Annotated in this window: 21 protein-coding genes; 13 read left to right on the forward strand and 8 right to left on the reverse strand. The window is 58.2% G+C overall.

All coding sequences use genetic code 11. The annotated features are described in order from the left end of the window. Position 1: 1 nt before the first annotated feature. Positions 2–931 (reverse strand): GntR family transcriptional regulator, encoded by a 930-nt coding sequence (locus U8330_RS20460; RefSeq protein ID WP_323107422.1) that lies wholly within the window; start codon positions 929–931, stop codon positions 2–4. Between the two features lie 60 nt (positions 932–991). Then, complete coding sequence (locus tag U8330_RS20465) at positions 992–1741, reverse strand: transporter substrate-binding domain-containing protein (RefSeq protein ID WP_323107423.1); 750 nt, start codon at positions 1739–1741, stop codon at positions 992–994. An 86-nt stretch (positions 1742–1827) separates the two neighbouring features. Between U8330_RS20465 and tam the strand changes: the two genes are divergently transcribed. Continuing rightward, positions 1828–2598: a trans-aconitate 2-methyltransferase gene (tam, locus tag U8330_RS20470; RefSeq protein ID WP_416236947.1), complete on the forward strand. Its 771-nt coding sequence runs from the start codon at positions 1828–1830 to the stop codon at positions 2596–2598. 112 nt (positions 2599–2710) lie between these two features. Here tam and U8330_RS20475 read toward each other — a convergent pair whose 3' ends face one another. Continuing rightward, positions 2711–4543 carry a HAMP domain-containing methyl-accepting chemotaxis protein gene (locus tag U8330_RS20475; protein WP_323107425.1) on the reverse strand — a complete coding sequence of 611 codons (1833 nt, stop codon included), beginning with the start codon at positions 4541–4543 and terminating at the stop codon, positions 2711–2713. A gap of 385 nt (positions 4544–4928) precedes the next feature. Between U8330_RS20475 and U8330_RS20480 the strand changes: the two genes are divergently transcribed. From U8330_RS20480 to U8330_RS20490, 3 genes are all read left to right on the forward strand, one after another. After that, entirely contained in the window at positions 4929–5633 is a 705-nt protein-coding gene (locus U8330_RS20480) for an IS6 family transposase (protein ID WP_416236945.1), read from the forward strand. A 490-nt stretch (positions 5634–6123) separates the two neighbouring features. Next, positions 6124–6411 carry a hypothetical protein gene (locus tag U8330_RS20485; RefSeq protein ID WP_323107426.1) on the forward strand — a complete coding sequence of 96 codons (288 nt, stop codon included), beginning with the start codon at positions 6124–6126 and terminating at the stop codon, positions 6409–6411. Then, the gene (locus tag U8330_RS20490; protein ID WP_323107427.1) at positions 6411–7565 is read left to right on the forward strand and encodes a site-specific integrase; all 1155 of its coding nucleotides are present in this window, start codon (positions 6411–6413) and stop codon (positions 7563–7565) included. Before U8330_RS20485 ends, U8330_RS20490 begins: the two co-directional genes overlap by 1 nt. A gap of 18 nt (positions 7566–7583) precedes the next feature. Here the strand turns inward: U8330_RS20490 and U8330_RS20495 are convergent, their stop codons facing one another. The 5 genes from U8330_RS20495 to repA form a co-directional block, all read right to left on the reverse strand. Continuing rightward, on the reverse strand, positions 7584–10826 hold the full coding sequence (locus U8330_RS20495; RefSeq protein WP_323107428.1) for a DEAD/DEAH box helicase: 3243 nt from the start codon (positions 10824–10826) through the stop codon (positions 7584–7586). Then, entirely contained in the window at positions 10813–11637 is an 825-nt protein-coding gene (locus U8330_RS20500) for a hypothetical protein (protein ID WP_323107429.1), read from the reverse strand. Before U8330_RS20500 ends, U8330_RS20495 begins: the two co-directional genes overlap by 14 nt. Positions 11638–11933: 296 nt before the next feature. Next, a complete protein-coding gene (repC, locus tag U8330_RS20505) occupies positions 11934–13151 on the reverse strand; it encodes a plasmid replication protein RepC (protein WP_323107430.1) in 1218 nt (405 codons plus the stop codon). A gap of 173 nt (positions 13152–13324) precedes the next feature. Continuing rightward, the gene (gene repB / locus U8330_RS20510) at positions 13325–14284 is read right to left on the reverse strand and encodes a plasmid partitioning protein RepB (protein ID WP_323107431.1); all 960 of its coding nucleotides are present in this window, start codon (positions 14282–14284) and stop codon (positions 13325–13327) included. 123 nt (positions 14285–14407) lie between these two features. After that, on the reverse strand, positions 14408–15604 hold the full coding sequence (repA, locus tag U8330_RS20515) for a plasmid partitioning protein RepA (protein WP_174060321.1): 1197 nt from the start codon (positions 15602–15604) through the stop codon (positions 14408–14410). 371 nt (positions 15605–15975) lie between these two features. On the opposite strand from repA, the gene traI reads away from it, so the two are divergent. From traI to U8330_RS20560, 9 genes are read left to right on the forward strand one after another with little or no spacing between them, the layout of a single operon-like run. Further along, positions 15976–16602, forward strand: coding sequence for an acyl-homoserine-lactone synthase TraI (traI, locus tag U8330_RS20520; protein ID WP_323107432.1), 627 nt, complete (start codon positions 15976–15978; stop codon positions 16600–16602). A 2-nt stretch (positions 16603–16604) separates the two neighbouring features. Continuing rightward, the gene (gene trbB / locus U8330_RS20525; RefSeq protein WP_323107433.1) at positions 16605–17576 is read left to right on the forward strand and encodes a P-type conjugative transfer ATPase TrbB; all 972 of its coding nucleotides are present in this window, start codon (positions 16605–16607) and stop codon (positions 17574–17576) included. Beyond that, positions 17566–17946, forward strand: coding sequence for a TrbC/VirB2 family protein (locus U8330_RS20530; protein WP_323107434.1), 381 nt, complete (start codon positions 17566–17568; stop codon positions 17944–17946). Before trbB ends, U8330_RS20530 begins: the two co-directional genes overlap by 11 nt. After that, positions 17943–18227, forward strand: coding sequence for a conjugal transfer protein TrbD (locus U8330_RS20535; RefSeq protein ID WP_149747971.1), 285 nt, complete (start codon positions 17943–17945; stop codon positions 18225–18227). Before U8330_RS20530 ends, U8330_RS20535 begins: the two co-directional genes overlap by 4 nt. A 9-nt stretch (positions 18228–18236) precedes the next feature. Then, positions 18237–20693, forward strand: a complete 2457-nt coding sequence (locus U8330_RS20540) for a conjugal transfer protein TrbE (RefSeq protein ID WP_323107435.1) — start codon at positions 18237–18239, stop codon at positions 20691–20693. A gap of 16 nt (positions 20694–20709) precedes the next feature. After that, positions 20710–21468 (forward strand): P-type conjugative transfer protein TrbJ, encoded by a 759-nt coding sequence (gene trbJ, locus U8330_RS20545; protein WP_416236948.1) that lies wholly within the window; start codon positions 20710–20712, stop codon positions 21466–21468. Then, positions 21465–21668 (forward strand): entry exclusion protein TrbK, encoded by a 204-nt coding sequence (gene trbK, locus U8330_RS20550; RefSeq protein WP_323107436.1) that lies wholly within the window; start codon positions 21465–21467, stop codon positions 21666–21668. Before trbJ ends, trbK begins: the two co-directional genes overlap by 4 nt. Then, positions 21662–22840 (forward strand): P-type conjugative transfer protein TrbL, encoded by a 1179-nt coding sequence (gene trbL / locus U8330_RS20555; protein ID WP_323107437.1) that lies wholly within the window; start codon positions 21662–21664, stop codon positions 22838–22840. The genes trbK and trbL overlap by 7 nt, the downstream gene beginning before the upstream one ends. Before the next feature lie 21 nt (positions 22841–22861). Continuing rightward, complete coding sequence (locus U8330_RS20560) at positions 22862–23524, forward strand: conjugal transfer protein TrbF (RefSeq protein ID WP_323107438.1); 663 nt, start codon at positions 22862–22864, stop codon at positions 23522–23524. Positions 23525–23531: the final 7 nt, after the last annotated feature.

Here is a 23531-nt window from a genome sequence, read left to right on the forward strand (position 1 = left end):
GTCAGTGCTCTTGGTCTTCCTTTACCGGACGCGTCGCCCCGGCTTCCTTTGACCAAAGCAAGGGCGATTTCCTCGAGAGCGCCCCGCCGAGATGCCGTCTCATTGCATATGAGGCCTCCACAATTTCCCCCTTCTCAAGCAGGCTCAGGATTGCGAGGTGGTCCTGACATTGGACCATCAGGCGATCGCGGTCGACGTTCGAGCGGTATTCGAGGAGGCGCCGCATCCGGTTCACCCGAACGAGCGAAATGTGAAAGAATGGATTGCCCGAGAGCTTGATCAGTTCCTCGTGAAATAACGAGCCATTGTGCAGCAGCCGTTCTGCCGGCAGACTGCTGATATCCGTTGCGAGCATCCGCTCCTGTATGCGCCTTTGTTCATCGATGATCTTGCGATCGAGCATGAATGTCGGCTCGAGCATGGCGGCCGGCTCGATGAGCATTCGAAAACGGTAGATCTGCTCGAAAGATTCAGGTGTCTTTGCAACGGGCAGGAAACGCCAGCCATATCCCTGCTTCGGCTCCGCCCACCCTTCACGCGACGCCCGCATCAGGATGTCCGAAAGCTGCGTTTTCGTGAGGCCGTACCGCTCCCGCAGCAGCTGCTCGGTAACATCCGCCGGGATCCTGTCGGTCAGCCAATCTTCCGAGAGACGGTGGTAATCGCTCATTGGCTCGGGAAGCGGATCGTCCGGGGCCTTGTCGGTTTCGACTGTAAGACCCGGCTTGACGAAAAACCCGCGATTGGGCTTCTGCTCCAGAAGGCCTTGGTCGTTCAAAATCTGCATTGCCTCTCGCACCGGCGAGCGCGAGACGCCGAACCTGTCCGCCAGCCCCTGCGTGCTGAGATGCTCCTCGGCGCGCAATTCGCCTGTTCGGATCAATTCGCCGATTTCCTTGGCGATGTTGGTGGTTAGCTGGCTTGTACGCATTCCAGGCTATGCTCTCGATTTACGTCCCTTTGAACGGTCATACGTGAGTTTCCGCCGTTGTTAAACAGCACGCGGCGGCGCAACGTCCGCATGTGTCATACCGACTGCGTCGAATGCCGCACGAACTGTCCCGTCCCGCTTGAGTTCCTCGATCATCCGCGTTGCGGCAGCTAAAGCATGCGGCCGACCGCGTGGCACGACGATCGCCGTTCCCGCTTCGTGAAAATGACCCGCGACCGCATGAGTGCCGGCCACCTTTGCCACGACACTCAGGATCGACTCCTTGCCGAGCGCAAGCGCGTCGATTTCGCGGGCGGTGAACAAGCGCATGGCCTCGTCCAAAGACGCGATCGCTGTCAGTTTGGCGCGCTTGAGCGACCGCTCGGCGCTTCGAAAGGTTGCCGTACCGGCAACGCCGGCGACCCGGACACCGTCGTGATCGACATCGGCGACGGTCTGAAAGGCGTCTGACCGCGTCAGGTATGTGCTGACGCCGAGATAGTAGTCCGGACCGACCGAAAGCTTCTCGCGCCGGTCGCTGTCGATTGGCACAAAGGAGAGCGTCCAAAGGTCGTCGTTGGCGTTTTGCACAATATCGCCCGAGCTTTCGAACTCGACCAGTCTTAAGGCAAGACCGGTGTTCCTGGCGATCGCTTCAGCAAGCGAAACCGTGACGCCGCGCGCCTTTCCCGTTGCAGGATCCCTGACGCACCAGACCGCTGAAGTCGCAGGTCCAACGGCGACCGCGACCTTCAATTCACCGTCGCGAGCAAGCTCCGCCGCTTCTTGTTTGGATAGGCTGAAAACCATGATGCACCTCAAAAAACACGTTCAATTTATTGCATTTTGAGATATTCAAATGCAATACGGAAAAACCATTCGGGAGAGTTTCCATGTTGGATGCATGGTCGCCAGCACAATATCTCAAATTCGAAGACCACCGGACGCGACCCGCCATCGATCTCTTGGCCCGGGTCGGCAATGAACATCCAACCAATGTCACCGACCTTGGCTGCGGCCCCGGGAACTCCACGGAGCTTCTTGTCGCCCGCTATGGATCCGGCCCTGTCACCGGGATGGACACGTCTGTAAACATGATCGAAGCTGCAAAGAAGCGGCTTCCCGATTGTATTTTTTATGAGGCGGACGCAGCGACCTGGTCACCTGCCAAACCGCAGGACGTCATCTTTGCCAATGCGGTCCTGCAGTGGCTACCCGACCACGAGGCACTGTTCGTTCGTCTCGCGCGCCACCTGAAACCCGGTGGAACCCTTGCGGTTCAAATGCCCGACAACCTCGACGAGCCGTCGCATGTAAGCATGAGAATGGCAGCCGCCGACCCGCGATGGGCAGAGAAGCTCGCCAAGGCTCATGGCGAACGCACCACGATCCTCCCCGCCAATCAATACTGGTCGATCCTCAAGTCGCAGTCGAGCCATGTCGACATCTGGCGCACCACCTACCATCACCCTTTGCGGGGACTGAACGGTATCGTCGAATGGTTCAAGAGCACGGGCCTGTTACCCTATCTCAGCCGCTTGAATGCAGATGAGCAGATCGCGTACCTGGAGCGCTACGAGGAGTTGCTGAGGGAGCATTACCCCGTGCTTTCCGATGGCACGGTCATTCTGGCTTTCCCGCGAATTTTCCTGATAGCGGTTCGGTAGTTCGCGCGCGCAAGAAAGTCCATCTATCCTTGCGCGCACCAATCCCCGCAGGGACGTCAAACGTCGATCGCTTCGCCCGCCCTTCGACGGCGACATCGCTCCCTGGTCGATGCTATGCCGCCCTGGCCGAATAGAGCAGAGCGTGCCGCTCGGACGTTTCCGATAGCTGGAATTGCGCCAGAAGACCGGTCAGCGTCTGGATGTCGCCAGACAACGCGTGGCTCGCCGCCGTCGACTCTTCCACCATGGCGGCGTTGCGCTGGGTTGTCTGGTCGATGGTCGTGACAGCGCCATTGATTTCCTGCAAGCCGACAAGCTGCTCTCTCGCCGATGTCGCGATCGCACGGACCCGACCGCTGATATCCTCGACGCGTGCGACGATCGCCTGAAGCGTATCACCAGTTTCGCCGACCAGCGAAACGCCAGAGCGAACCTGCTCGCCGGAGGTGGTGATGAGCGCCTTGATCTCGCGGGCAGCCTGCGCGGAGCGCTGGGCAAGTTCACGAACCTCCTGGGCGACGACAGCAAATCCCTTTCCGGCCTCGCCCGCTCTTGCGGCCTCCACGCCGGCATTGAGCGCCAGCAGATTGGTCTGAAAGGCGATTTCGTCAATGACGCCGATAATGCTGCCAATCTCGACTGACGAGGTTTCGATCGCCTTCATCGCGCCCACCGTTCGCTGGACGATCGATCCCGAAGCCTGAGCCGATTCCCGCGCCTGCCGGACCAGCGCCTCTGCTTCTTCGGCTCTCGTCGTCGCGTCGCGTGTCGCTGTTGTAATCTCTTCAAGCGCAGCCGCCGTTTCTTCGACCGACGCCGCCTGTTGCTCGGTGCGATGAGCCAATTCGTCTGCGGCGCCGCGAATTTCCATGGCACTCGCCTCAATGGAACGGGCATTGATCCCGACGGCTCTCAACGTCCCCTCAAGCTTGTCAGCCGCCGAATTGAAATCCAACCGGACACGGTCGAGGCTTCCACTGAATGGCGTCTCGATCCGCTTGGAAACGTCACCATCGGCAAGTCTTGCGAGCGCATCAGCCAATGCCGATACCGCTTCCTCGACGTCTCGGGCATGAGCGGCCTTTTCGGCGTCCTGCACGCGACGGTTCGTTTCGAACAGTTCGTCTTTTTGACGCGCGGTGGCCTCAAGTGCTTCGCGCTGGCGGGCATTTTCCTGGAAAACCTTGACGCTGGTTGCCATGCTGCCAATTTCGTCGCGGCGCGCCGTCTCGTTGATCGAAACCTCGAGATCACCTTCGGCCAACCGCATCATTTTCTGGCGCAGGCGATCAATCGGGGACAGGATTGCAACAGAGGCAAGCACCATTGAGGCGACGATCGCGGCGATGATCGCGCCGGCCAGCACCGCACCGCTTCCGACGATCGACCCGATGTTTTGTGCGGAAAGGTCAGCCACTCCAGTCGAGACCTGAGCTTCCATCTCCTCGTTCCACTGACGCAACTTAGTGGATAGCTCATCGATTTTCGGATCAGCGGCATTCAAGACAGCCAAGGCGTTGAGGTCGCGATTGCCTTTCGCCGCGACCATGGCCTTGTCGAGCAGAACCTTGATCTGAATGGCGTCAGCAACAAAGCCGTCAATTGCGGCTTTACCGGCCGGATAGACCTTCGCAGCGTCGGCAAACCGGTCAAACATGCGCGTTGCGTTCTTGTCGTAGCTTTCCGCCACGTCGGCGAAATCCGGTTCGTCGGGGGCGTAGGCCGTAAGCTGGTAGGCGCGGTAGGCCACGGATTGAAGATGCCGCGTTGCAGCGACGACATCCGTGCTTGCCTTTGAGGCTGAGCCGATAAATTGCCTGTACTCCTCGTCGGCCGCCGCGAACTTCCACGACGTATAAGCGAGGCTTACGCCGGCCAGCGCGCTGACCAGAAGGATCATCGTCAAAATTTTCATGCGAATGCTGATGTTATGCGCGAATGACACGATGCCGGACCCCTCAAAAAGTGTTATTGCAATTATTGGCTTTATTTAGTTAAAAAACCAATACACTTAGTCATGGGTCCGAAAGAGGTCTTCGCGCGGCCTTCTCTCCGCAGAATTGAGCGTAGCAACCGTCGTCGTTCCACCGAGCTGCGTGTGTTCAGCGGTTCTATTGCGTTATGCGCGAGCCGAATTTCAGCCGCATAGCAGGGGAAAATCGCCTCATTGCCATTGTCTCAATATTTTCGACACAAAAATTGAGACACATTCATTCAGCTGTCAAAGAAGCTCGATATCTGGTTGCTCGCGCTCTCGGATGACCATGGATGTCTGTCGCGGGTGATGTCACGTTATTGGCGGCTTAATGGTTGATGGCTATCGGTCTGTGATGAGTTCATTGATCGTCAGCTACAAGAACCACCGTTTCCCGCCGCAGATCATCGCCCACGCGGTGTGGCTGTATTTCCGGTTTCCGTTGAGCCTGAGACTGGTCGAGGAAATGCTGCTGGAGCGTGGCATCATCGTGTCCTATGAAACGATCCGGCGATGGGGCCGCAAGTTCGGGCCGGCCTATGCCAAACGACTGCGCAGAAAGAAGCCGTCACGAAAGGATGTCTGGCATCTGGACGAGGTGGTCATCTCCATCGGTGGCCAGAAGCATTGGCTTTGGCGAGCAGTCGACCAAGACGGGTACGTTCTCGATGAAATCGTTCAGGCTCGTCGTGACACGAAGGCGGCCAAGCGATTGCTGGTCAGGCTGCTGAAGAAGCAAGGCCTCACGCCGAAGCGAATCGTCACCGACAAACTGCGCTCGTATGGAGCGGCGAAGCGGGAGGTGATGCCGAGCATCGAGCACCGATCGCACAAGGGACTGAACAATCGGGCGGAAAATTCACATCTGCCGCTGCGAAAACGAGAGCGGGTGATGCAGGGTTTCCGATCCGCGGCCGGCTTGCAGCGATTCATATCAGTGTTTTCAGCGCTCAGAAATCTCTTCGTCCCGCAATCACAGAAGCGGTCTGCCCTCAGCACCCAAATTCACCGGATGCGGGCAATGGCCCAGTGGAAGGCTATAACCGGCACGGCCGCCTGACCCGATGGAAAGTGTTTAATCACGCTTCAGTCAAACAACGTGACAATACCCCAAAAACAGCTCGGTCATGCATCGGCAGAGATGACACGCAGATATCAGCGCCGGCGGGATCGCTTCCGCGTGAATCTGACTAAGGCATCAGGGCTTTAGTTGGCCCCTCCCCTACTCCGCAGTGAAATCGTAAGAGGAGATTTCGGCGTCGGATTTCTCGCTTAGCTCTTAAATTGAAATCGGGAGCTAAAAGCCACACCTGCTTCGGATATGGGCTTGAGCAGGCTCTGGATGGGCAATTTTTCTAGATCGTAAGACATTGTAATCATGGTAAATGATTTGCTAAAGGAACTCTATCGATAAGTTAGAGTTCCTCACTGGATATGCTTGCTGGTGGGATTATCTACCATCGATAACAATCGTTTATCGATGGTAGATTGACAGAGGCCGCGAATCCACCGAATCTGGGCCAAATCCCGCTCCGCAAAGGCCTTTTCCCATGGAAGATCGCGTCCGTTTCGCCCTTGAAAAGCTGCTGAACATTGCAAACGGCGACACCGGCCAGGGCCGACGCGTCGCCAATTTTGTTCTCGCCTGGTGGAACGCAGACGAGCATGGCGGCTTCGATCTGACCGATCTCGCCAATGTCGATCGCGAGGTCGCCGAGGATATGGCGACCATCTTCACCTGGCTGGCACGCGAAGAGGACCTTCACTATCCCGATGACTATCGCAGCGAGGTCGAGCAGATTATCGCGCGCTGGCGGCCACAGGCCGAGACCGCCTGATGGTTTCCGCCAGAAAAGCTGCCAGCCTGTCTGGCATCGAACGCCGCGCCGTCGAGCTGGACACGATCGCCTCGGTGCTGCCAATCGAGCGGAGGGACGAGCTCGCCGAGCTGCTGACGGACCAGGACGTCGAAACGTTGCGCCACCTGGTCAACGAGGGAATGGGCGCCAACACGTTGCGCGCGCTGACCTCCGATCTCGCCTATCTCGAAGCCTGGGCGCTGGCCGCGACAAAACGATCGCTGCCCTGGCCGGCGCCCGAGGCGCTGCTGTTGAAATTCGTCGCGCAGCATCTTTGGGATCCGGCAAAGCGGGCCGTCGATCCCGATCATGGCATGCCGGACGACATCGCCGACAATCTCCGTGCCCAGGGGTTTCTGAAATCGGCCGGACCGCACGCGCCAGCCACCGTGCGTCGCCGCCTGGCCAACTGGTCGACGCTGACCAAGTGGCGCGGCCTCGATGGCGCCTTCGCCTCCCCTCCCCTCAAGTCCGCCATTCGACTCGCCGTGCGCGCCACGCCGCGGAAGCGTCAGCGGAAGAGCGCCAAGGCAGTCACCGGCGATGTGCTGGCCAAATTGCTGGCGACGTGCTCGACCGACAGTCTCCGCGACCTGCGTGACCGGGCGATCCTGATGGTGGCCTTTGCCTCCGGTGGGCGCCGGCGCAGCGAGATCGCCGGATTGCGCGTCGAGCAGCTGACGGAGGAGGCGCCGATCGAGGTGGCCGACGGCCCTCCCCTCCCCTCTCTCGCCATCCATCTTGGGCGGACGAAGACGACGAGCGGCGAAGAGGATGATGTCGTCTATCTGACCGGCCGGCCGGTCGAAGCACTGAGCGCCTGGATGGTTGAGGCAAAGATCGACAAGGGCAGCGTGTTCCGGGGGATAGGGCGCTGGGGCACGGTGTCGAGGCGTGCGCTCGATCCGCAGTCGATCAATGCGATCCTAAAACAGCGGGCGGCGATGGCGGGGTTGGAGCCAGGGGAGTTTTCCGCCCACGGGTTGCGTTCAGGGTATCTGACCGAGGCCGCCAATCGCGGCTTACCCCTTCCCGAAGCTATGGAACAGTCGCGTCATCGCTCGGTTCAGCAGGCATCCAGCTATTACAACAGTGCGAGCCGACGAACAGGGCGCGCCGCCCGCATGTTGTAAGCACTTCAGACAGGGCAGTCAGAGCTCATCATCTAAGTCAATCTCAGGGAACGAGTAGGTCTCATCATAGAATTGGTGAAGCTGGACTCGTCCTAATATCTCCCGATGTGCGTTTGCAAACTGTAGCTTCTCGGCGGTGTCAAATCCTCGACGAATTGTGCCAGAAAGACTTTGCAGAAGTTCGACATCGAGCGTTGCCTGGGCGTCGGGGGCACCCATCTCCTCAGCCATCCTACCAACGACGCCCATCGCAAAAGAGAGGCCTCTTGGGATGAACGAAGAGGTCAGTTCCCTCGCACGCATACAAATCCGCGAGTTCTTCTGCTCCCCATTCGGATCCCCGCCTAAGGCAAGTTCAATTTTGTTGAGCGGCTTACCCTCGATCCAAGCTAGAGTTCCCGAGCAAAGGCGGTCCAGAACACTTGTATCAATCGGGTGGTCTGACGCTTTGCCAGCTGCTGCCAGAGCGGCTCGTTCGACGTCACGCAGCAAATACTCCCGCGCACGAGCATCGCTCTTTAACCACAGAAATGCCCACTCTACCCATGCCCTGATGGTGGTCGGCAACTCCCCCATGGACTTTGCGATCCGCGCCCGCAATGTTTCCAACAGGTCAACAGGAAGCCCACTTTGTGTTGCAAGTAGGATCACAACAGCTTCGGGATCAGCGTCAACCGCTTCTTTCACAACGGTCCAGAGCTGCTCCACCTTCGTGGCGTAGTCCTTCTCTTCGTCACGCTTCCGGGCGAGGAAAGCGCCAAAAGATCGGGACATTAGATTGTGCGCTGATCCCGTGCCTGTATCCGTGATGTTGAGCGAAACAAGCCGGTTAATGGTGTAGTTTACCTGGCGGTCATCGAGGGCCCCGGCCATCACTTTGTCGAGCACAACTTCCAGCGGGTCGGTGATTGTGACACAACGATCATCTTCCGGGAGAACCGACTTTAGCTTGTCCTTGAGTTTGGCGTTCAATGCTGCTCCGGGTTTGAATTTTATAACGGGCTCAGGGATTAGGATGACTACACCATTGGCCAAATGCCCTGCCCTACCGGCTCGCGCGGCGGCATTTAACAGCTCGTGGGCTTCAAGCGGCTCTCTTGAACCCTTCTTTTTACCAGACCGTTTGTCTCCGGCCAAAATTGCGAGATGAGCAGGTAGATTCAGACCTTGAGCAAGAGTAGGAGTTGCGACGATGACGTGCGCGCCGTCAGGGCGCCGGAAGAGCCTCTCTGAGAGACTGCGCTCGATGCGAAGCATTGCTGAATTATGAGGAACCGCTCCGAAGTTTCCGTTTGGGAAGATCGCATGTTTAGCGTCCCCAAGCTCCAGCACAAGAGCGTCCCAAAGTGATCTTTCGGCTTCGTTCAGGACTACGGTTTCCCCTAGCCGTTCAGCGACGCTCCCAGCAGTTCCGACAGCATCAGCCTTGGTATTCACGAAGATAATTGTCTTGAGGCCAGTGCTGTATGCCTTGATCGCGATCGAGGCGGCAACCTCATTCGCGTTTGGGGTTGCCCAAATTCTCCCCTCTTCAAACCCTCCGGCCAGTTGGAAGACACCGTCCGAAATGGTGGTTAAAGCGTGCGACTTTGCTGACTTGTGCCAGTTATGTTGGAGACCCCAAACCACATAAGGCTGGGCCACCAACTCGCGTTTCGAGGCTGCACGAAGCGTGGCCGAAACCTTCCCTTTCTGTTCATCCAGCTCGGCTTGCTTGCGCTCCGCACGTTGGGTGGCCTGGTCGATTTCATTCTTTTCAAAAGCGATGACACCACGTGCCTGCCGGCTCGGCTTCCAGAGAAGATCGACGGGGACGCAAGTCCGTTCGGTTAGATCCTCAATCCACTCTGCGAACTTCGGGCCGTTCTCAAGCATCGCCGAAAGAAAGAGCATGTCCGCCTTAGGTGCAGCCGCGTGGAACGCCAGAAGGCACAGCATTCCATCGAGCGCTCGGCCGATCTTGCCCGACTCCGGGCTCAGTAGGTGACACTCGTCAAAAACCAGCAACCCGACCTTTTTGAACGAGGCGGGCGAATAGGACAGCATCGCAAGGCATCGCTCGGGTGTCATGACCTCGATGTCCTGCAACTGCGCCTCTTCAAGCAGCAGTGAATCGAAGTCGCTTGAAACTTCCAACCCGAACTTGTCTTTCGGGAAAAGCTTTTGCAGATCTTCGGTAAGTTGCTCTACGAGCGCATGCGTTGGCGCAAGAAATACCACTTTCTTGCCGCTCGAGAGGCATGCCGCAATTTTCAGAACGCTAACTGTCGTCTTTCCAGCGCCAGTCGGCAACACCAGGACCGCAGAATTACCGGCCTGATGAAACCCTTTACCTATAGCCTCTCTGTGATTTCGCCATACGTATGGTGCTTCTTCCGCACGGAACCGCAACCAATCTCCCCAGAACTCGGCTTTCGCTCCATCTGGGGGCGGCAGCCTAGAGAGGGCTGCCTCTTCGATTCCTTCAGACGCCGAAAGGAGCAGCGAAGCCAAATGCGCTGGCCCTGCATAATTTGTTTGCAGAGGCCCTCCAAACATCTCGGCGCTACCATCGTCAGTGTACGACGCAAGCTCGATGACAGTCGCAAACGCGTGTCTGGCGGAATCAAAACGAGAAGGTGTTGCCGCAGGGACATCGACGGACATCATGTTTGCAGCCAAACGTTCCACACCCTCGATCAAAGCCGATAGGAGGTAGCGAAACGCACGCGTCTGGATGGTGCCTAGGATTGGTTCATCGCGGCGCCAGCGCTCGGCTCGCGCTAGGATCGCTACCAGCCTTCCTTGTGCTAGATCGCGTAGATGGTCTGCGAGTATTCTGTTCTCGTAAGGACCCCGCGCGCGGGGAATGGAACTGCCCGCCTCAAATGCGTCCGCGTATTGTTCGGCCCCTAGGAAAAGAACAGCAGCAGCAGTGGTAGGGTCGAGGCCGTCTCGACTAACAGGGATTTGTCGCTCGATCTCCTCTACAGGCGGCGCTCGCCGCGCGAGGATTTGCTGAGCTGTTCCGGCAACGAAAGCTGCAGCACGCCGCAAAACAACATCGCTTTCGATTGAAGCTACTATCTCGTACGCATCCGCGATTCGGTCGAGCGTCCAGTTTCCTTCGCCGGCTGGCTCGTCGTCTCCGCCCCGGAGCCTAGTCGATACCAGTTCAGCATAGTGCCGAGTCAGCATCTCCGGAAGTTTGTCGGCCTCAAGCTCCGGCAGGCTAGGGGCTGAGCGAAGTAGTTCCGCGGTCCGCACGTCAAACATCGGCATTCTCGTATTCATTGAGGGCGACGATAACTTCATCGGCCAAGCTCTCAAACCATTCGCGGAGTTCTTCCACGATCAAGGTTGCTCCAATACGTTGCTCTTTCTTGATTTCTTCGAGGTCAGTATACCCCTTAAACAGCTTCTTCCGCCGCTGTGGGGTCGAGATGTCCGAACCTACCGTGAGCGATGCCCTATAGGTTCGAAACGACCGGTCAAGCACCCTTGCTGCCGCCTTCGTCGCCTCTGACCCGTTGAGCCCACTCTCTCGTATAAGAGAAACCGCATTGGCTACCAGGTCCCGGACCCGCTTGCTCGTGTGATGTTCCCCGAATGTCACCATCACCTCACTATGGAACTTCTTCCTGGGGTTATCCGTGCATTTGTCCTCGAATATGGTTGCCCCGATCATTTCGTCCTTCTCGGAGTCCATCTCAATCGCCAGGCCATCCAGACCCTGCGTCGTCGCTGCGATATGCGGATCTTTCATGAAAGTGCGCGGTGAGCTCGACTGGCGCGCGACGATCCATGAAATGCACTCAAATAGAAAGCCATCTCGATGGTAGCGCGATGTCTCTTTCTGTGCCTCGGTCGTCCCCCTGATAAACATTTGCCCCCGGGCTCCTCGAAAAAGCTCCGCAGCTGACAGGGCAGGAGCGACGGGCTCGAGCTCGTCGATTATTCTAACCGCGTGCTGCGCTTGACCCAGTGCGATCACCGCTATCAGTTGCGCAAGCGACTTGACGTCGTTCACATTCCACAGTTGCCCGGTGACGTCGTCGTCAACCTCAACCGTCGATGATGTTACAGCGCGCATCCCCCACCCCCTGACCTGACCGCAGCGTTGCCGCAAGATATTGGGAACGTTTCATTCCTTCAACGAGCGATGGTCGATTTCGCTAGAAAATCCGTCGGTACTCGCTGTCCCAGGGCAATGTCAAAAGGCCTATGTCATATACAACATCGTGAGTCCCACAGTCGCCCTCGTCTTCCTCTCACACGCTACTGTCTAGGTTGGCATCATGCCCGCAGTGTCTTATCCAAGTTGTCAGCCGGAAACTTTCAATATTATTGATAACTTTTAGATACTTAAACTAATCCGAACCCCACATTTCACGCCAAGGCCTTCCCATGAGCAGAGTTCGCCCTCAACTGAGCAAACAGCATCGGCCCAAGCGAAAATTCCCCGCGCCGCGCCTTCGCGGTCAGGTCCCGCAAATAGCCCCCGGCCGAATTGATATGGCCTGCCCGCTCGTAGATGCAGCCGATCGCTATCGCCGCGCCGGCTTGCCCCATCACCTCACAGCATTCTTCGTAGGCGGACGGGCTGACACCAAGCATGGATTTAACCGTAATCGCGGCCGACATCAGCTCCCGCCAACTCCCAATGGACCCGCCAGGCCCAAAGGTTGAGATTTCGGGGCAAGCCCGAAGCACCATCGATAACGGGAACACCTCCGGTTCGACTTTCCGTTCCGGCCGTTTGGTTGGCTCCAACTTCTCGCCCGGCTTCTTTTCGAAGCGAGGTTCAAGTTCATTGAAAGATTCGGTATTTGAATTCTGTTTGTGGCATCCAGATGCGTTGTCATTGCCATCGCTTTTTTTGGATTCTTCCCGTGTTTCCAGCATCCTGGAGACTTCTTCATGCAACAGAGACATTTCGTCGAGGCTCGCAGTCAGATTGTCTAGCGTCGGGCGACGAACGAAACGTCCAACGATCTCAACAAAAGATGCCTCCGCGGCCGCCCAATCACCAGGGAGATTTTCTTCCATCCCTACGGTAATGAGCTTGCGAACGTCTCGGCGAACGATCGTGAGGCGGTCCTTCGTGATGCGGAAACGGCGCTGCTCGGCGGCAACATCCTGGGCGAGGGCCGCGAATTCGCTCGCTCGCGCGATGAGAGGCGCCAAGCTGAAACCGTAAGCGTCCTCGATACCGCCTTCGTTTCCTTTACGGGCATAACGTTTGCCGTTTGGGCTATCCTTCCTGATGATAACCCCAGCGTCTACGAGCATACCCAGGCATTTCCGAAGCGTCGTTCCCGCGATGCCGTTCGAGCGCGCGGACAACTGGGTATTTGAAGGGAACACGATGAGATTCGTATCGTGGCAAAGCTCCGTTGCAGGATAAAAGGATAGCAGTGCGTTAAGGACCGCGAGTGCACGGTCCTGCAAACCAAGGCGCGATCGGGCGTCACCGACGTCGCGAAACACTCGCCATTTGTCGATCGGCCTTGCGGATTCCATTTGTTCTGTCTCTACCTGCCTCTTCACTAAGGCAAGCGTCATCGGCCGCCGCCCAAAGGGCGTCGTTATGTATCCCGTTTCCATGTTCCTCACCTTTCACAAGGCAAAGAAAAGGCTACGCCGGTGTGGCGTTGACTCTTGACTGTGATTCCGGGAAGTGCGATTCTCTAAGCGACCAAACTGAGAGAGGCCTTCTGGAACACCGTTTCGGAGGGCTTTTTCTTTGCTCTAACGATCCTTTCCTCGTTTCGTCTGACCTACTGCTTCGTTTTTTTGAACGACGCGTAGATTTCAGGGAGCATCGACATCAGGTAGTCCCCGAATTCTGGGGCGGCCTTTTTGTCGATCATCAATGTTAGTGTGCGCTTGTCCTGGCGGAAGCTCGCGGCCTTAACGCCATCATCAGCCTGCCAAGTCGTCGCAGCGGATTTCTCTTTCTTGACCTTTTTGGGCGCGGCAAGCTCAAAGATCCGCGCGAAGCGTTCGTCAGAGGGGAGGGTTTTCACTTCCTCGTCAGACAGCAGCGCTCGAACCCTATCCGCGGCGTCATCCTTGCTCAGCCGTGTGGCGAGTTCACCCCATCTGTCGCGGCCCGTTTTCGGGGCTGCGCCAATGCCACGGATAATATCGGCCGGTAACTGCGTAGCCGCCTGGATCAAGCGAGACAGATTGCTTTTGTCGACCGCAAGGGCAGCCATGATCACCGGCCGTTGAAATCCCTTTGCTTCGAGCTCGGCCGCGTAAAGCGCGCGTTCGATGAACGATAGGTCCTGGCGAGCACTGTTCTCTTGGCCTTGAGCCAAAACAAGCTCGTCGTCAGTCATCGTCCTGACGGCCGCTTTCACTTTAAGCCCAGCAGCCTTGACTGCACGAAGGCGCCGACGACCGTAGGCGATTTGATAGCGTCCATCGATGGACGGGTGAGGGCGGACGAGAATTGGAACTTGCTGCCCGTTCTCTCGGATGTTTCGAGCAAATTCCTCGAACTGCTCGCCATCTTCGTCAAGCCGATCAATCACAGACGGAGCATCAATGAGATCTGGGTCAAGATCGGTAAGCGACTGAGACTTTAAAAGCTCAATCGAACGAGAAACAGCACCGATTGCTCCTCGCGGCGCGTATTGGGGGGTGATGTTTCCCTGGGCTGTGCCATCAATATTCTCAATGGCTTGGGTCTTCGGACCTGCAAGATCGGAAAGAAGGTGCTTTCTAGCCATTTCTTGCTCCTTTCTTCCAATCTAAAATCACCAAATCGCTCATATTATTCAGGCAATTGAGCGTGAAGTTTCCGGCTGGCAACTTGTCAGCGAAAGAGCAACTCATGTGGGTCATGGTGTGCATCACTTTCGGCCCCACGATGATTGGATCAACTGCTCGATCTCTTTGTTCACATTATCGAGTGATTCCATCGCTCGGTCGTATGTGGCTCTTGTGAACTGATCTCGGCTTACTTCGTACAGGGTCTGTTTGGTGATACCAGCATCAGAGATCGCAGTGCTCTTAAGCATCGGATGATTGAGCACGTGATCGCCAAACATTGTCCGCATGAATGAAACCATCTGGTTCTGCGGGCCATCGCCGGGCTCATAGCGGGTCACGAGATAGCGCATCCAGTCGTAGTTCATGCTGCCGCCCGCATCAGCGACAACACTGAGCAGCTCCGAGGTCATCAGTAGGAACTGACACATCGACATGACGTCCAACATCTGCGGGTGCACAGTCACGAGAACAGCTGTCGCAGCACAGAGTGCCGAGATCGTCAGAAAACCCAGTTGCGGAGGGCAATCGACCACGACGACGTCGTAGTCGTCGGCCACGGAGGAGATCGCTTCGTCCATGCGCGTGAAAAAGATGTTCTTTCGGTCGTTAGAACCGAGAACCTTGGCGGTGTCATGCTCGAACTCCATAAGCTCGAGATTGCCCGGCACGAGATCGAGATTGGTGAAGTAGGTCTTCTTGATGACCTCCTTCAACGGACGCCTTTCACTGTCGTAGCGCACCGCGCCATAGAGCGTCTCGTTGTCATTGACATCGAATTCCGGTTGGAAACCGTGCAGTGCAGACATACTAGCCTGCGGGTCGAGATCAATCGCAAGCACACGATATCCGTTCAACGCCAGAAATTGAGCGAGATGTGCGGCGGTTGTCGTCTTCCCGGAGCCACCCTTGAAATTGACGGCAGTTATGACCTGAAGATGTTCGCGTCCGCTCCGGCGAGGTGAATATCGGCGATCACCTTTGCCGTTCTCGTCGAGGTATTCTCGGAGAGCCTGGATCGTTTCAACCGAATAGGAACGGCGATTGTTGTTCCCGATTTCAGGCTGGGGTCCTTTCCCTTCGAGAGACAAATGGCGGAGATAGCCGTCGTTGATGCCGATCAGCTTTGCAGCTTCGGTTGACGAAAACGAGCGAAGCGTCTTTCGAGCCTCAGGCGGGTACAGCTTCACACGATGTTCGTGGAGCGCGCCCGACAGATCTCGCGCATGGGCGGCTATCAGTTTATGGATAGCTTTCTGAAGCTGAGCGGGATTCTCCACGACGTCCTCTCGTACACACGGTAATTTTCGTAAACACAGCGATTTGCCGTGGATAGGTCAACCGATTCCGTTCGGTTTTGCAAGATATTTAAAGTTAATCAATAGTTAACGCGCTCGTCTCCTGCCGCTGTACGAGAAGAAGAAATGGACCGATTCTGTTTATGAATCGGCAGGTTAGCGCCGAACAATGCTAAGTTGGGATCAAGCCTTCACTAACACTTTTGTTAGTGCTCCGATCGCTGCTCCATCTCCAAAAGAGCGGTGGAAGGACGCTGACAGATAGAATCACTCGCTAACACTTTTGGCAGTTGATCGAATTCTTCAGCCCCGGCAAACCTCCATGCGTCACCAACGCAAGGGAGATTTGCTCGATGCGCGTCGTCGCCATCAAGAACCCAAAGAGCGAGGCTGAGCACCGCCTTATTCACGAAATGCACCGGCTTCGCGCCCGCATTTTCCGCGGTCGCCTGGCATGGACAGTTCGTTGCACCTCCGGTCTCGAAGTCGACGGTTTCGACAAGCTAAAGCCGACATACGTCCTATGCATCGACCCTTCTGATGCAGTGATTGGATGCGCTCGGCTCCTGCCCGCGACCGGCGGCACGATGCTGGAGAAGGTTTTTCCTCAACTCCTGGAGATGGACCATCTCGCCACTCACCATCGGATGATCGAAAGCTCCCGATTTTGCGTGGATACGAACGCGGCTGCCGAGCGCGAGCAAGCGGGCCTCCACTCAGCGACACTCGCCATGTTCGCCGGCATCATCGAGTGGAGCATCCTGAACGGCTATCGAGAAATCGTCACGGCCACAGATGTCAGGCTTGAGCGTATCCTCCGTCGCGCTGGCTGGCCTCTCACCCGCCTCGGCTCACCGGCCCAGATCAACGAGACCAGAAGCGTCGCCGGACTGCTCCCCGCAGACTGGGTGAGCTTCGACCGACTTCGCCCCAGCATCTATTCGTCGAGTTTCTCACTCCATCACAAGAAAGCGGCCTGATCATGCTTAGCACCCAAAACCGCTCACTCCCCCGCCTCGTCAGTAAGCTACAGAACGCTCTGGGTGACCATTTGTGCGTCGCGCTCGAAGACCCGAGCGTCGTTGAGATCATGCTCAACCCTGATGGGCGTTTGTTCATCGAAAGGCTCGGTCATGGTATGGCTGCAGCAGGCGAGATGACACGCTCAGCCGCCGAAACCGTGATCGGGAGTGTCGCACATGTCCTGAATTCGGAGGTCGACGACGATCGCCCGATCGTGTCGGGCGAACTTCCAATCGGCGGGCACCGTTTCGAGGGATTGCTGCCACCGGTGGTTTCCGGACCATCGTTCACGATCCGTCGTCGCGCGTCACGCCTCATCCCTCTGGATGATTACGTGGCGAGCAAGGTTATGACCGCGAAGCATGCCGAGATCATCCGCAGCGCTATCGCCTCAAAGCTCAACATCCTCGTTGCCGGTGGCACGGGCTCGGGTAAGACCACCCTCACCAACGCGATCCTGGCGGAGATCGTATCGAGCTCTCCCGATGACCGCCTCGTCATCCTGGAAGACACAGCCGAGATTCAGTGCGCCGCGGATAACGCAGTCAGCCTGCACACCAGCGATGCCGTAGACATGTCGCGTCTCCTGAAGAGCACAATGCGCCTCCGACCGGATCGGATCATAGTTGGCGAGGTCCGTGACGGCGCAGCGCTGACCATGCTGAAGGCCTGGAACACCGGGCACCCCGGAGGAGTCGCAACGATCCACTCGAACAGCGCACGCTCCGCGCTTCAGCGCCTTGAGCAGCTGACTGCCGAGGCCAGCCATCAGCCGATGCAGGCCGTTATTGGAGACGCAGTCGATCTGATCATTTCGATCGAGCGAACCGCCAAAGGCAGGCGCATCAGCGAAATCCTTCACGTTACCCGCTTTGCAGGCGGCCAGTACCAAACAGAACCCTATGCAGAGGAAAACCGCGATGCAGCATAAGAGATCACTCCTGACCCTTGCCGCGATGGCCCTTTCTATCGCCTCCGCTGCGTCCCCCGCCTTCGCGAGTTCCGGCGGAAGTCTTCCGTGGGAAGGACCGCTCGAGCAGATCCAGGAATCCATCACTGGTCCGGTCGCCGGCTATATCGCACTGGCAGCAGTCGCGATTGCCGGCGGCATGCTGATCTTCGGTGGCGAGCTCAACGATTTCGCCCGCAGACTGATGTACGTCGTCCTGGTCGCCGGCATTCTGCTCGGTGCGACGACAATCGTGGGCCTCTTCGGCGCCACCGGTGCGTCTATCGGCCTGCCAAAAGAGCAGGTCACGCAGGTCGTTTCAGACGGAGCGGGGGAGGAGGGCGCGTCGTGAGCCTCCACCGCAATCGCATTCATCGCGCGCTGTCTCGTCCGAACCTTTTGATGGGCGCCGACCGCGAGCTGGTGCTGATCACCGGGCTTGCGGCCGTGATCCTGATCTTCGTCGTGTTGACGGTCTATTCGGCGCTCTTTGGCGTGGCCGTCTGGATCGTCATCGTTGGTCTACTCCGCATGATGGCCAAATCCGATCCGCTGATGCGGCAGGTCTATGCCCGTCACATTTCCTACAAGCCCCACTACCGGCCGACGGCCGCGCCGTGGCGAAGATACTGAGGTGTCCTGATGGCTGCCCTCAAACGGTTCCGCGCGACCGGTCCCTCGTTCGCTGATCTCGTTCCCTATGCAGGCCTGGTCGATAACGGTGTTCTGCTTCTGAAGGACGGAAGCCTGATGGCCGGCTGGTATTTCGCGGGTCCGGACTCCGAAAGCGCCACCGACCTCGAACGCAATGAGCTGTCCCGACAGATCAATTCCATTCTGTCACGACTGGGGACCGGATGGATGATCCAGGTCGAAGCCATCCGCGTGCCGACGGTCGACTATCCCACGCCGGACCAGTGCCATTTCCCGGATCCTGTCACCCGCGCGATCGATGCCGAGCGTAGGAGCCATTTCGGGCGGGAGCAGGGGCATTTCGAGAGCAAGCACGCGATCATTCTGACCTATCGGCCGCTCGAGTCGAAAAAGACGGCGCTCAGCAAATACATCTATTCGGACGAGGAGAGCCGGAAGAAGTCCTATGCGGACACGGTCCTGTTCGTGTTCCGCAACGCGATCCGGGAAATCGAACAATACCTGGCTAACACCCTATCGATCGCCCGCATGCAAACCCGCGAGGTCCGCGAGAGGGGAGGGGAGCGTGTCGCACGCTATGACGATCTCCTGCAGTTCGTCCGCTTTTGCATTACGGGGGAGAGCCATCCCGTCCGGCTGCCGGAAGTACCCATGTATCTCGACTGGCTGGCGACGGCAGAGCTCGAGCATGGCCTGACGCCGAAGGTTGAGAGCCGGTTCCTTGCCGTCGTCGCTATCGATGGCCTACCAGCAGAGAGCTGGCCCGGCATCCTCAACAATCTTGACCTGATGCCGCTGACCTACCGCTGGTCTTCCCGGTTCATTTTCCTCGATGCGGAAGAGGCGCGCCAGAAGCTCGAACGCACGCGAAAGAAGTGGCAGCAGAAGGTTCGACCATTCTTCGATCAGCTCTTTCAAACGCAAAGCAGATCGGTCGATCAGGATGCCATGACAATGGTCGCCGAGACCGAGGACGCCATCGCTCAGGCCTCGTCCCAGCTTGTCGCCTACGGCTATTACACTCCGGTCGTCATCCTGTTCGATGAGCATCGTGAAGCGTTGCAGGAAAAAGCGGAAGCCATTCGGCGACTGGTCCAGGCCGAGGGATTCGGGGCTCGCGTCGAGACCCTGAACGCGACAGATGCGTTTCTCGGCAGCCTGCCCGGGAACTGGTACGCCAATATCCGCGAGCCGCTGATCAATACCAGCAACCTGGCAGACCTCGTCCCGTTGAATTCGGTATGGTCGGGCAATCCGATGGCGCCGTGCCCGTTCTACCCGCCGAACTCGCCGCCGCTGATGCAGGTGGCCTCGGGTTCAACGCCGTTTCGCCTTAACCTGCATGTCGACGACGTCGGCCACACTCTGATCTTCGGACCGACGGGCTCGGGGAAATCAACCCTTCTCGCGCTGATCGCCGCGCAATTCCGTCGCTACGAGTTTGCGCAGATCTTTGCCTTCGACAAGGGCAACTCCCTCCTCCCACTTACACTAGCCGCTGGCGGCGATCACTACGAGATCGGCAACGATCAGAACGGGGAGGGGAGGGCCTTGGCATTCTGCCCGCTGTTCGATCTTTCGACAGATGGCGACCGAGCCTGGGCGACCGAATGGATCGAGATGCTCGTCGCCCTGCAGGGCGTCACCATCACGCCCGACCATCGCAATGCAATCTCACGCCAGATAGGCCTGATGGCGACGGCGCCAGGAAAATCACTGTCCGACTTCGTTAGCGGCGTGCAGATGCGCGAGATCAAGGATGCGCTCCATCACTATACCGTCGATGGCCCGATGGGCCAGCTTCTCGACGCGGAAGAGGACGGTTTGACGCTCCGGGCGTTTCAGTGCTTCGAGATCGAGCAGCTCATGAACATGGGCGAGCGTAATCTGGTGCCCGTTCTCACCTACCTCTTTCACCGGATCGAGAAGCGGCTCGATGGCTCTCCAAGCCTCATCCTCCTCGACGAAGCCTGGCTGATGCTTGGTCATCCCGTGTTCCGCGACAAGATCCGGGAGTGGCTCAAGGTTCTCCGCAAGGCCAATTGCGCTGTTGTTCTGGCGACGCAATCCATCTCCGACGCCGAGCGCTCCGGCATTATCGATGTGCTGAAAGAATCTTGCCCGACCAAGATCTGCTTGCCGAATGGCGCCGCGCGCGAACCGGGCACGCGCGAGTTCTACGAGCGGATCGGGTTCAACGAGCGCCAGATCGAGATCGTCTCAAGCGCCATCCCCAAGCGTGAATACTACGTCGCGACTCCGGACGGCCGTCGGCTTTTCGACATGTCGCTCGGGCCGGTAGCGCTGAGCTTTGTGGGCGCATCCGGAAAGGAAGACCTGAAGCGGATCCGCGCGCTGAAGGCGGAACACGGCCAGGACTGGCCTACCCATTGGCTTGAATCGAGAGGAGTTCACGATGCCACGTCGCACCTCAATGTCCAGTAACTGGATCGTCGCAACGATGACTGCGGCAATCGCGCTGTCACCGACAGCTCCCGCCCACGCTGGATCTGCAACGGGCGCTGCCACGGAATGGACGCAGCTTGCCAACAATGCGCAGCTCATCGACCTTCTGAAAAGCTCCGGCCTGCAGGTCGATAACCAGCTGACCCAGATCACGCAGCTGGCAGAGCAAATCCAAAACCAGCTGAAGATCTACGAGAATATGCTGCAGAACACGGCACAGCTCCCTGATCATATCTGGGGCCAGGTCGAGAGCGATCTCAACCGTCTGCGCAGCGTTGTCGATCAGGGGCAAAGCATCTCGTTTTCGATGGGCAATGCAGACGATGTCCTTCAGCAGCGGTTCAAGAGCTATGCGGATCTGAAGACCAATCTGCTCAATTCTGAAACCTTCTCGAGCACCTACCAATCCTGGTCGGACACGAACCGGGACACGATCGGCAGCACGCTGAAGGCGGCGAGCCTGACAGCGGATCAGTTCGACACGGAAGAAGGCACGATGAGCTCGCTGCGATCCATGTCGGAGTCGGCCGACGGCCAGATGAAGGCCCTCCAGGTCGGACACCAGATCGCCGCCCAGCAGGTTTCCCAGATGCAGAAGCTGCGTGGTCTTGTCTCGCAGCAGATGACGATGATGGGGACATGGCTCCAGACCGAGCAGACGGACAAGGATCTCGCGCAGGCCCGGCGTGAGAAATTCTTCAATGCCGATGTTACTACAATTCCGAGCGGCCAGAAGATGGAGCCACGCTGGTGAGCCGCCCGGTCCTGATCGTCATGGCGCTGGTCATGGTCGCTGCCGCGGCTTCCGGTGCCAGCTTCTATCTCGTCCAGGTGAACGCCCCGGCAACACCCGAGATGAGCGAAGAACAACGCATCACCCGTGAGAAATTCTTCGGCACAGCCAAAGAGCTGCCGCCGATCGAGAAAGGCCAGGAGATGCGCCCGCGATGGTGAAGCGAAGTCTTGAGGACGCTTTCGTGCTCGCCGGCATAGCGTGCCTGATCCTGGCCACTCCCGCGTTCGCACAGCAGGGACAGGTCCTGACAGAGCTTGAAAACCAGGTCTCTGCTGCCGCGAAGGGGTGGGAGACCACCATCATGGACGCGGCAAGGTCGCTGTTCTGGATCCTTGCGGGGATCGAGGTCGGCATCGCCGCCGTCTGGCTCGCTATACAGGCCGCATCCCTTGAAAGCTGGTTCGCCGAACTCGTCCGACGGATCATGTTTATCGGCTTTTTCGCGTTCGTTCTCACCCAGGGACCAACGCTTGCGAGGGACGTCGTCAACAGTCTCTACCAGATCGGCGCGGGCGGGGGCTCTGCCTCACCGGCCGAGGTCTTCGATGCCGGTATTCGGGTCGCATCGCAGATGTCCGAGCAGGCCAAATTCGGGGTTTTCGAGGACAATGCGCTTGCGATAGCCGCCGTGCTGGCGATGGGGGTCGTCGTTATTTGCTTCTCTCTCGTCGCCGCAATCTTCGTCGCGGTCATGGTGGAGATGTATGTAGGGCTGCTGGCCGGCATGATTATGCTCGGCCTGGGGGGCTCGTCCTTTACGAAGGATTTTGCCGTCCGCTATCTGGTCTATGCCTTCGGCGTCGGCATGAAGCTCATGGCGCTGGTCATGATCGCGAAAATCGGCTCCGAAGTCCTTCTCGGTCTGGCGCAAGCGCCGACAGCGGATAGCGATCAGTTCATCACGACATTGGCGATCGCCGGCATTTCAGTCGTGGTGTTTATCATCTCGATGTACGTGCCGACGATTATCCAAGGCGTCGTTCAAGGTGCGTCTGTCTCTGGCGGCATGGAAGCCATCCGCCATGGGGGGCAGACCGCATCATTTGCACTTGGCGCAGCCTCGCTGGCCGCCGGAGCCGTCGGAGCCGGAGCCGCGGCAGCACAATCCGCACGCGCGGCGGGATCCTCTGTTGCGGGGGCAGCACTTCGCGGCATGGGCGCTGGGATCGGGTCGGCAGGGAAGGCCGCCGGGTCGGCTGCCAAGGAGAAGGCGATCGGTTCGCCCGGAGCCTATGCCGGTTCGATCATGGGGCTGGCCAACGCCAAGCTCGACCAGAGCCGCACCGGTCAAGCCGGCCCCAAGACGCCACCCGAACGAAACGACAAATAAGCATCAGAAAGGCGACAAGCGATGGCAGCAAACCGGCCGCCCGACAGCCCTTACCTTGCCGCGCGGCAGGAATGGACGGAACGATATGGATCCTACGTGCAGGCCGCGCGCGCATGGCGGATCGTCGGCATTCTCGGACTATCGATGGCCGTGATCGGCTTCACCTATGCGATGTATCTCAGCACGCAGGTCAAGCTCGTGCCCTACATCGTCGAGGTCGACAAGCTCGGGACCTCTGTGACGGCCGGCTTTCCCCAGCAGATCGAATATGCCGATGCCCGGGTCGTTCGCGCGACACTCGGCAATTTCATCACGAGCCTGAAGTCGATCACGCCCGACGCGGTGGTGCAAAAGCAATATATCGACCGGACCTATGCGCTTCTCAGGACGTCCGATCCGTCGACCCAGAAAATCAATGCCTGGTTTCGCGGCAATTCGCCGTTCGAGAAGGCGAAGGCATCGACCGTCGCCATCGAAGTCAACAACATCGTGGCGCTCTCTAATCAGACCTACCAGATCGACTGGACCGAATATGAACGCGACCGCAAGGGCAAGGAGACCGGCACGCGCCGGTTTCGCGGCATCGCGACGGTTGCGCTGACCGCGCCACAGGACGAGGCGATCATCCGGCTCAACCCGATCGGTCTTTATGTCCAGGACTTCGACTGGACCGCACAGCTTTAAGGGCAGG

It is taken from the genome of Rhizobium sp. CC-YZS058 (assembly GCF_034720595.1).
Lineage (GTDB): Bacteria > Pseudomonadota > Alphaproteobacteria > Rhizobiales > Rhizobiaceae > Ferranicluibacter.

Bases quoted from the DNA above. Each gene is read 5' to 3' on its own strand.
- U8330_RS20495 (WP_323107428.1), bottom strand. From the start codon at position 10,826: ATGCCGATGTTTGACGTGCGGACCGCGGAACTACTTCGCTCAGCCCCT.
- U8330_RS20460 (WP_323107422.1), bottom strand. From the start codon at position 931: ATGCGTACAAGCCAGCTAACCACCAACATCGCCAAGGAAATCGGCGAA.
- U8330_RS20500 (WP_323107429.1), bottom strand. From the start codon at position 11,637: ATGCGCGCTGTAACATCATCGACGGTTGAGGTTGACGACGACGTCACC.
- trbL (WP_323107437.1), top strand. From the start codon at position 21,662: ATGGTGAAGCGAAGTCTTGAGGACGCTTTCGTGCTCGCCGGCATAGCG.
- repC (WP_323107430.1), bottom strand. From the start codon at position 13,151: ATGGAAACGGGATACATAACGACGCCCTTTGGGCGGCGGCCGATGACG.
- U8330_RS20540 (WP_323107435.1), top strand. From the start codon at position 18,237: ATGGCTGCCCTCAAACGGTTCCGCGCGACCGGTCCCTCGTTCGCTGAT.
- U8330_RS20485 (WP_323107426.1), top strand. From the start codon at position 6,124: ATGGAAGATCGCGTCCGTTTCGCCCTTGAAAAGCTGCTGAACATTGCA.
- traI (WP_323107432.1), top strand. From the start codon at position 15,976: ATGCGCGTCGTCGCCATCAAGAACCCAAAGAGCGAGGCTGAGCACCGC.
- U8330_RS20530 (WP_323107434.1), top strand. From the start codon at position 17,566: ATGCAGCATAAGAGATCACTCCTGACCCTTGCCGCGATGGCCCTTTCT.
- U8330_RS20490 (WP_323107427.1), top strand. From the start codon at position 6,411: ATGGTTTCCGCCAGAAAAGCTGCCAGCCTGTCTGGCATCGAACGCCGC.
- U8330_RS20480 (WP_416236945.1), top strand. From the start codon at position 4,929: ATGAGTTCATTGATCGTCAGCTACAAGAACCACCGTTTCCCGCCGCAG.
- trbJ (WP_416236948.1), top strand. From the start codon at position 20,710: ATGACTGCGGCAATCGCGCTGTCACCGACAGCTCCCGCCCACGCTGGA.
- U8330_RS20465 (WP_323107423.1), bottom strand. From the start codon at position 1,741: ATGGTTTTCAGCCTATCCAAACAAGAAGCGGCGGAGCTTGCTCGCGAC.
- repB (WP_323107431.1), bottom strand. From the start codon at position 14,284: ATGGCTAGAAAGCACCTTCTTTCCGATCTTGCAGGTCCGAAGACCCAA.
- trbB (WP_323107433.1), top strand. From the start codon at position 16,605: ATGCTTAGCACCCAAAACCGCTCACTCCCCCGCCTCGTCAGTAAGCTA.
- U8330_RS20560 (WP_323107438.1), top strand. From the start codon at position 22,862: ATGGCAGCAAACCGGCCGCCCGACAGCCCTTACCTTGCCGCGCGGCAG.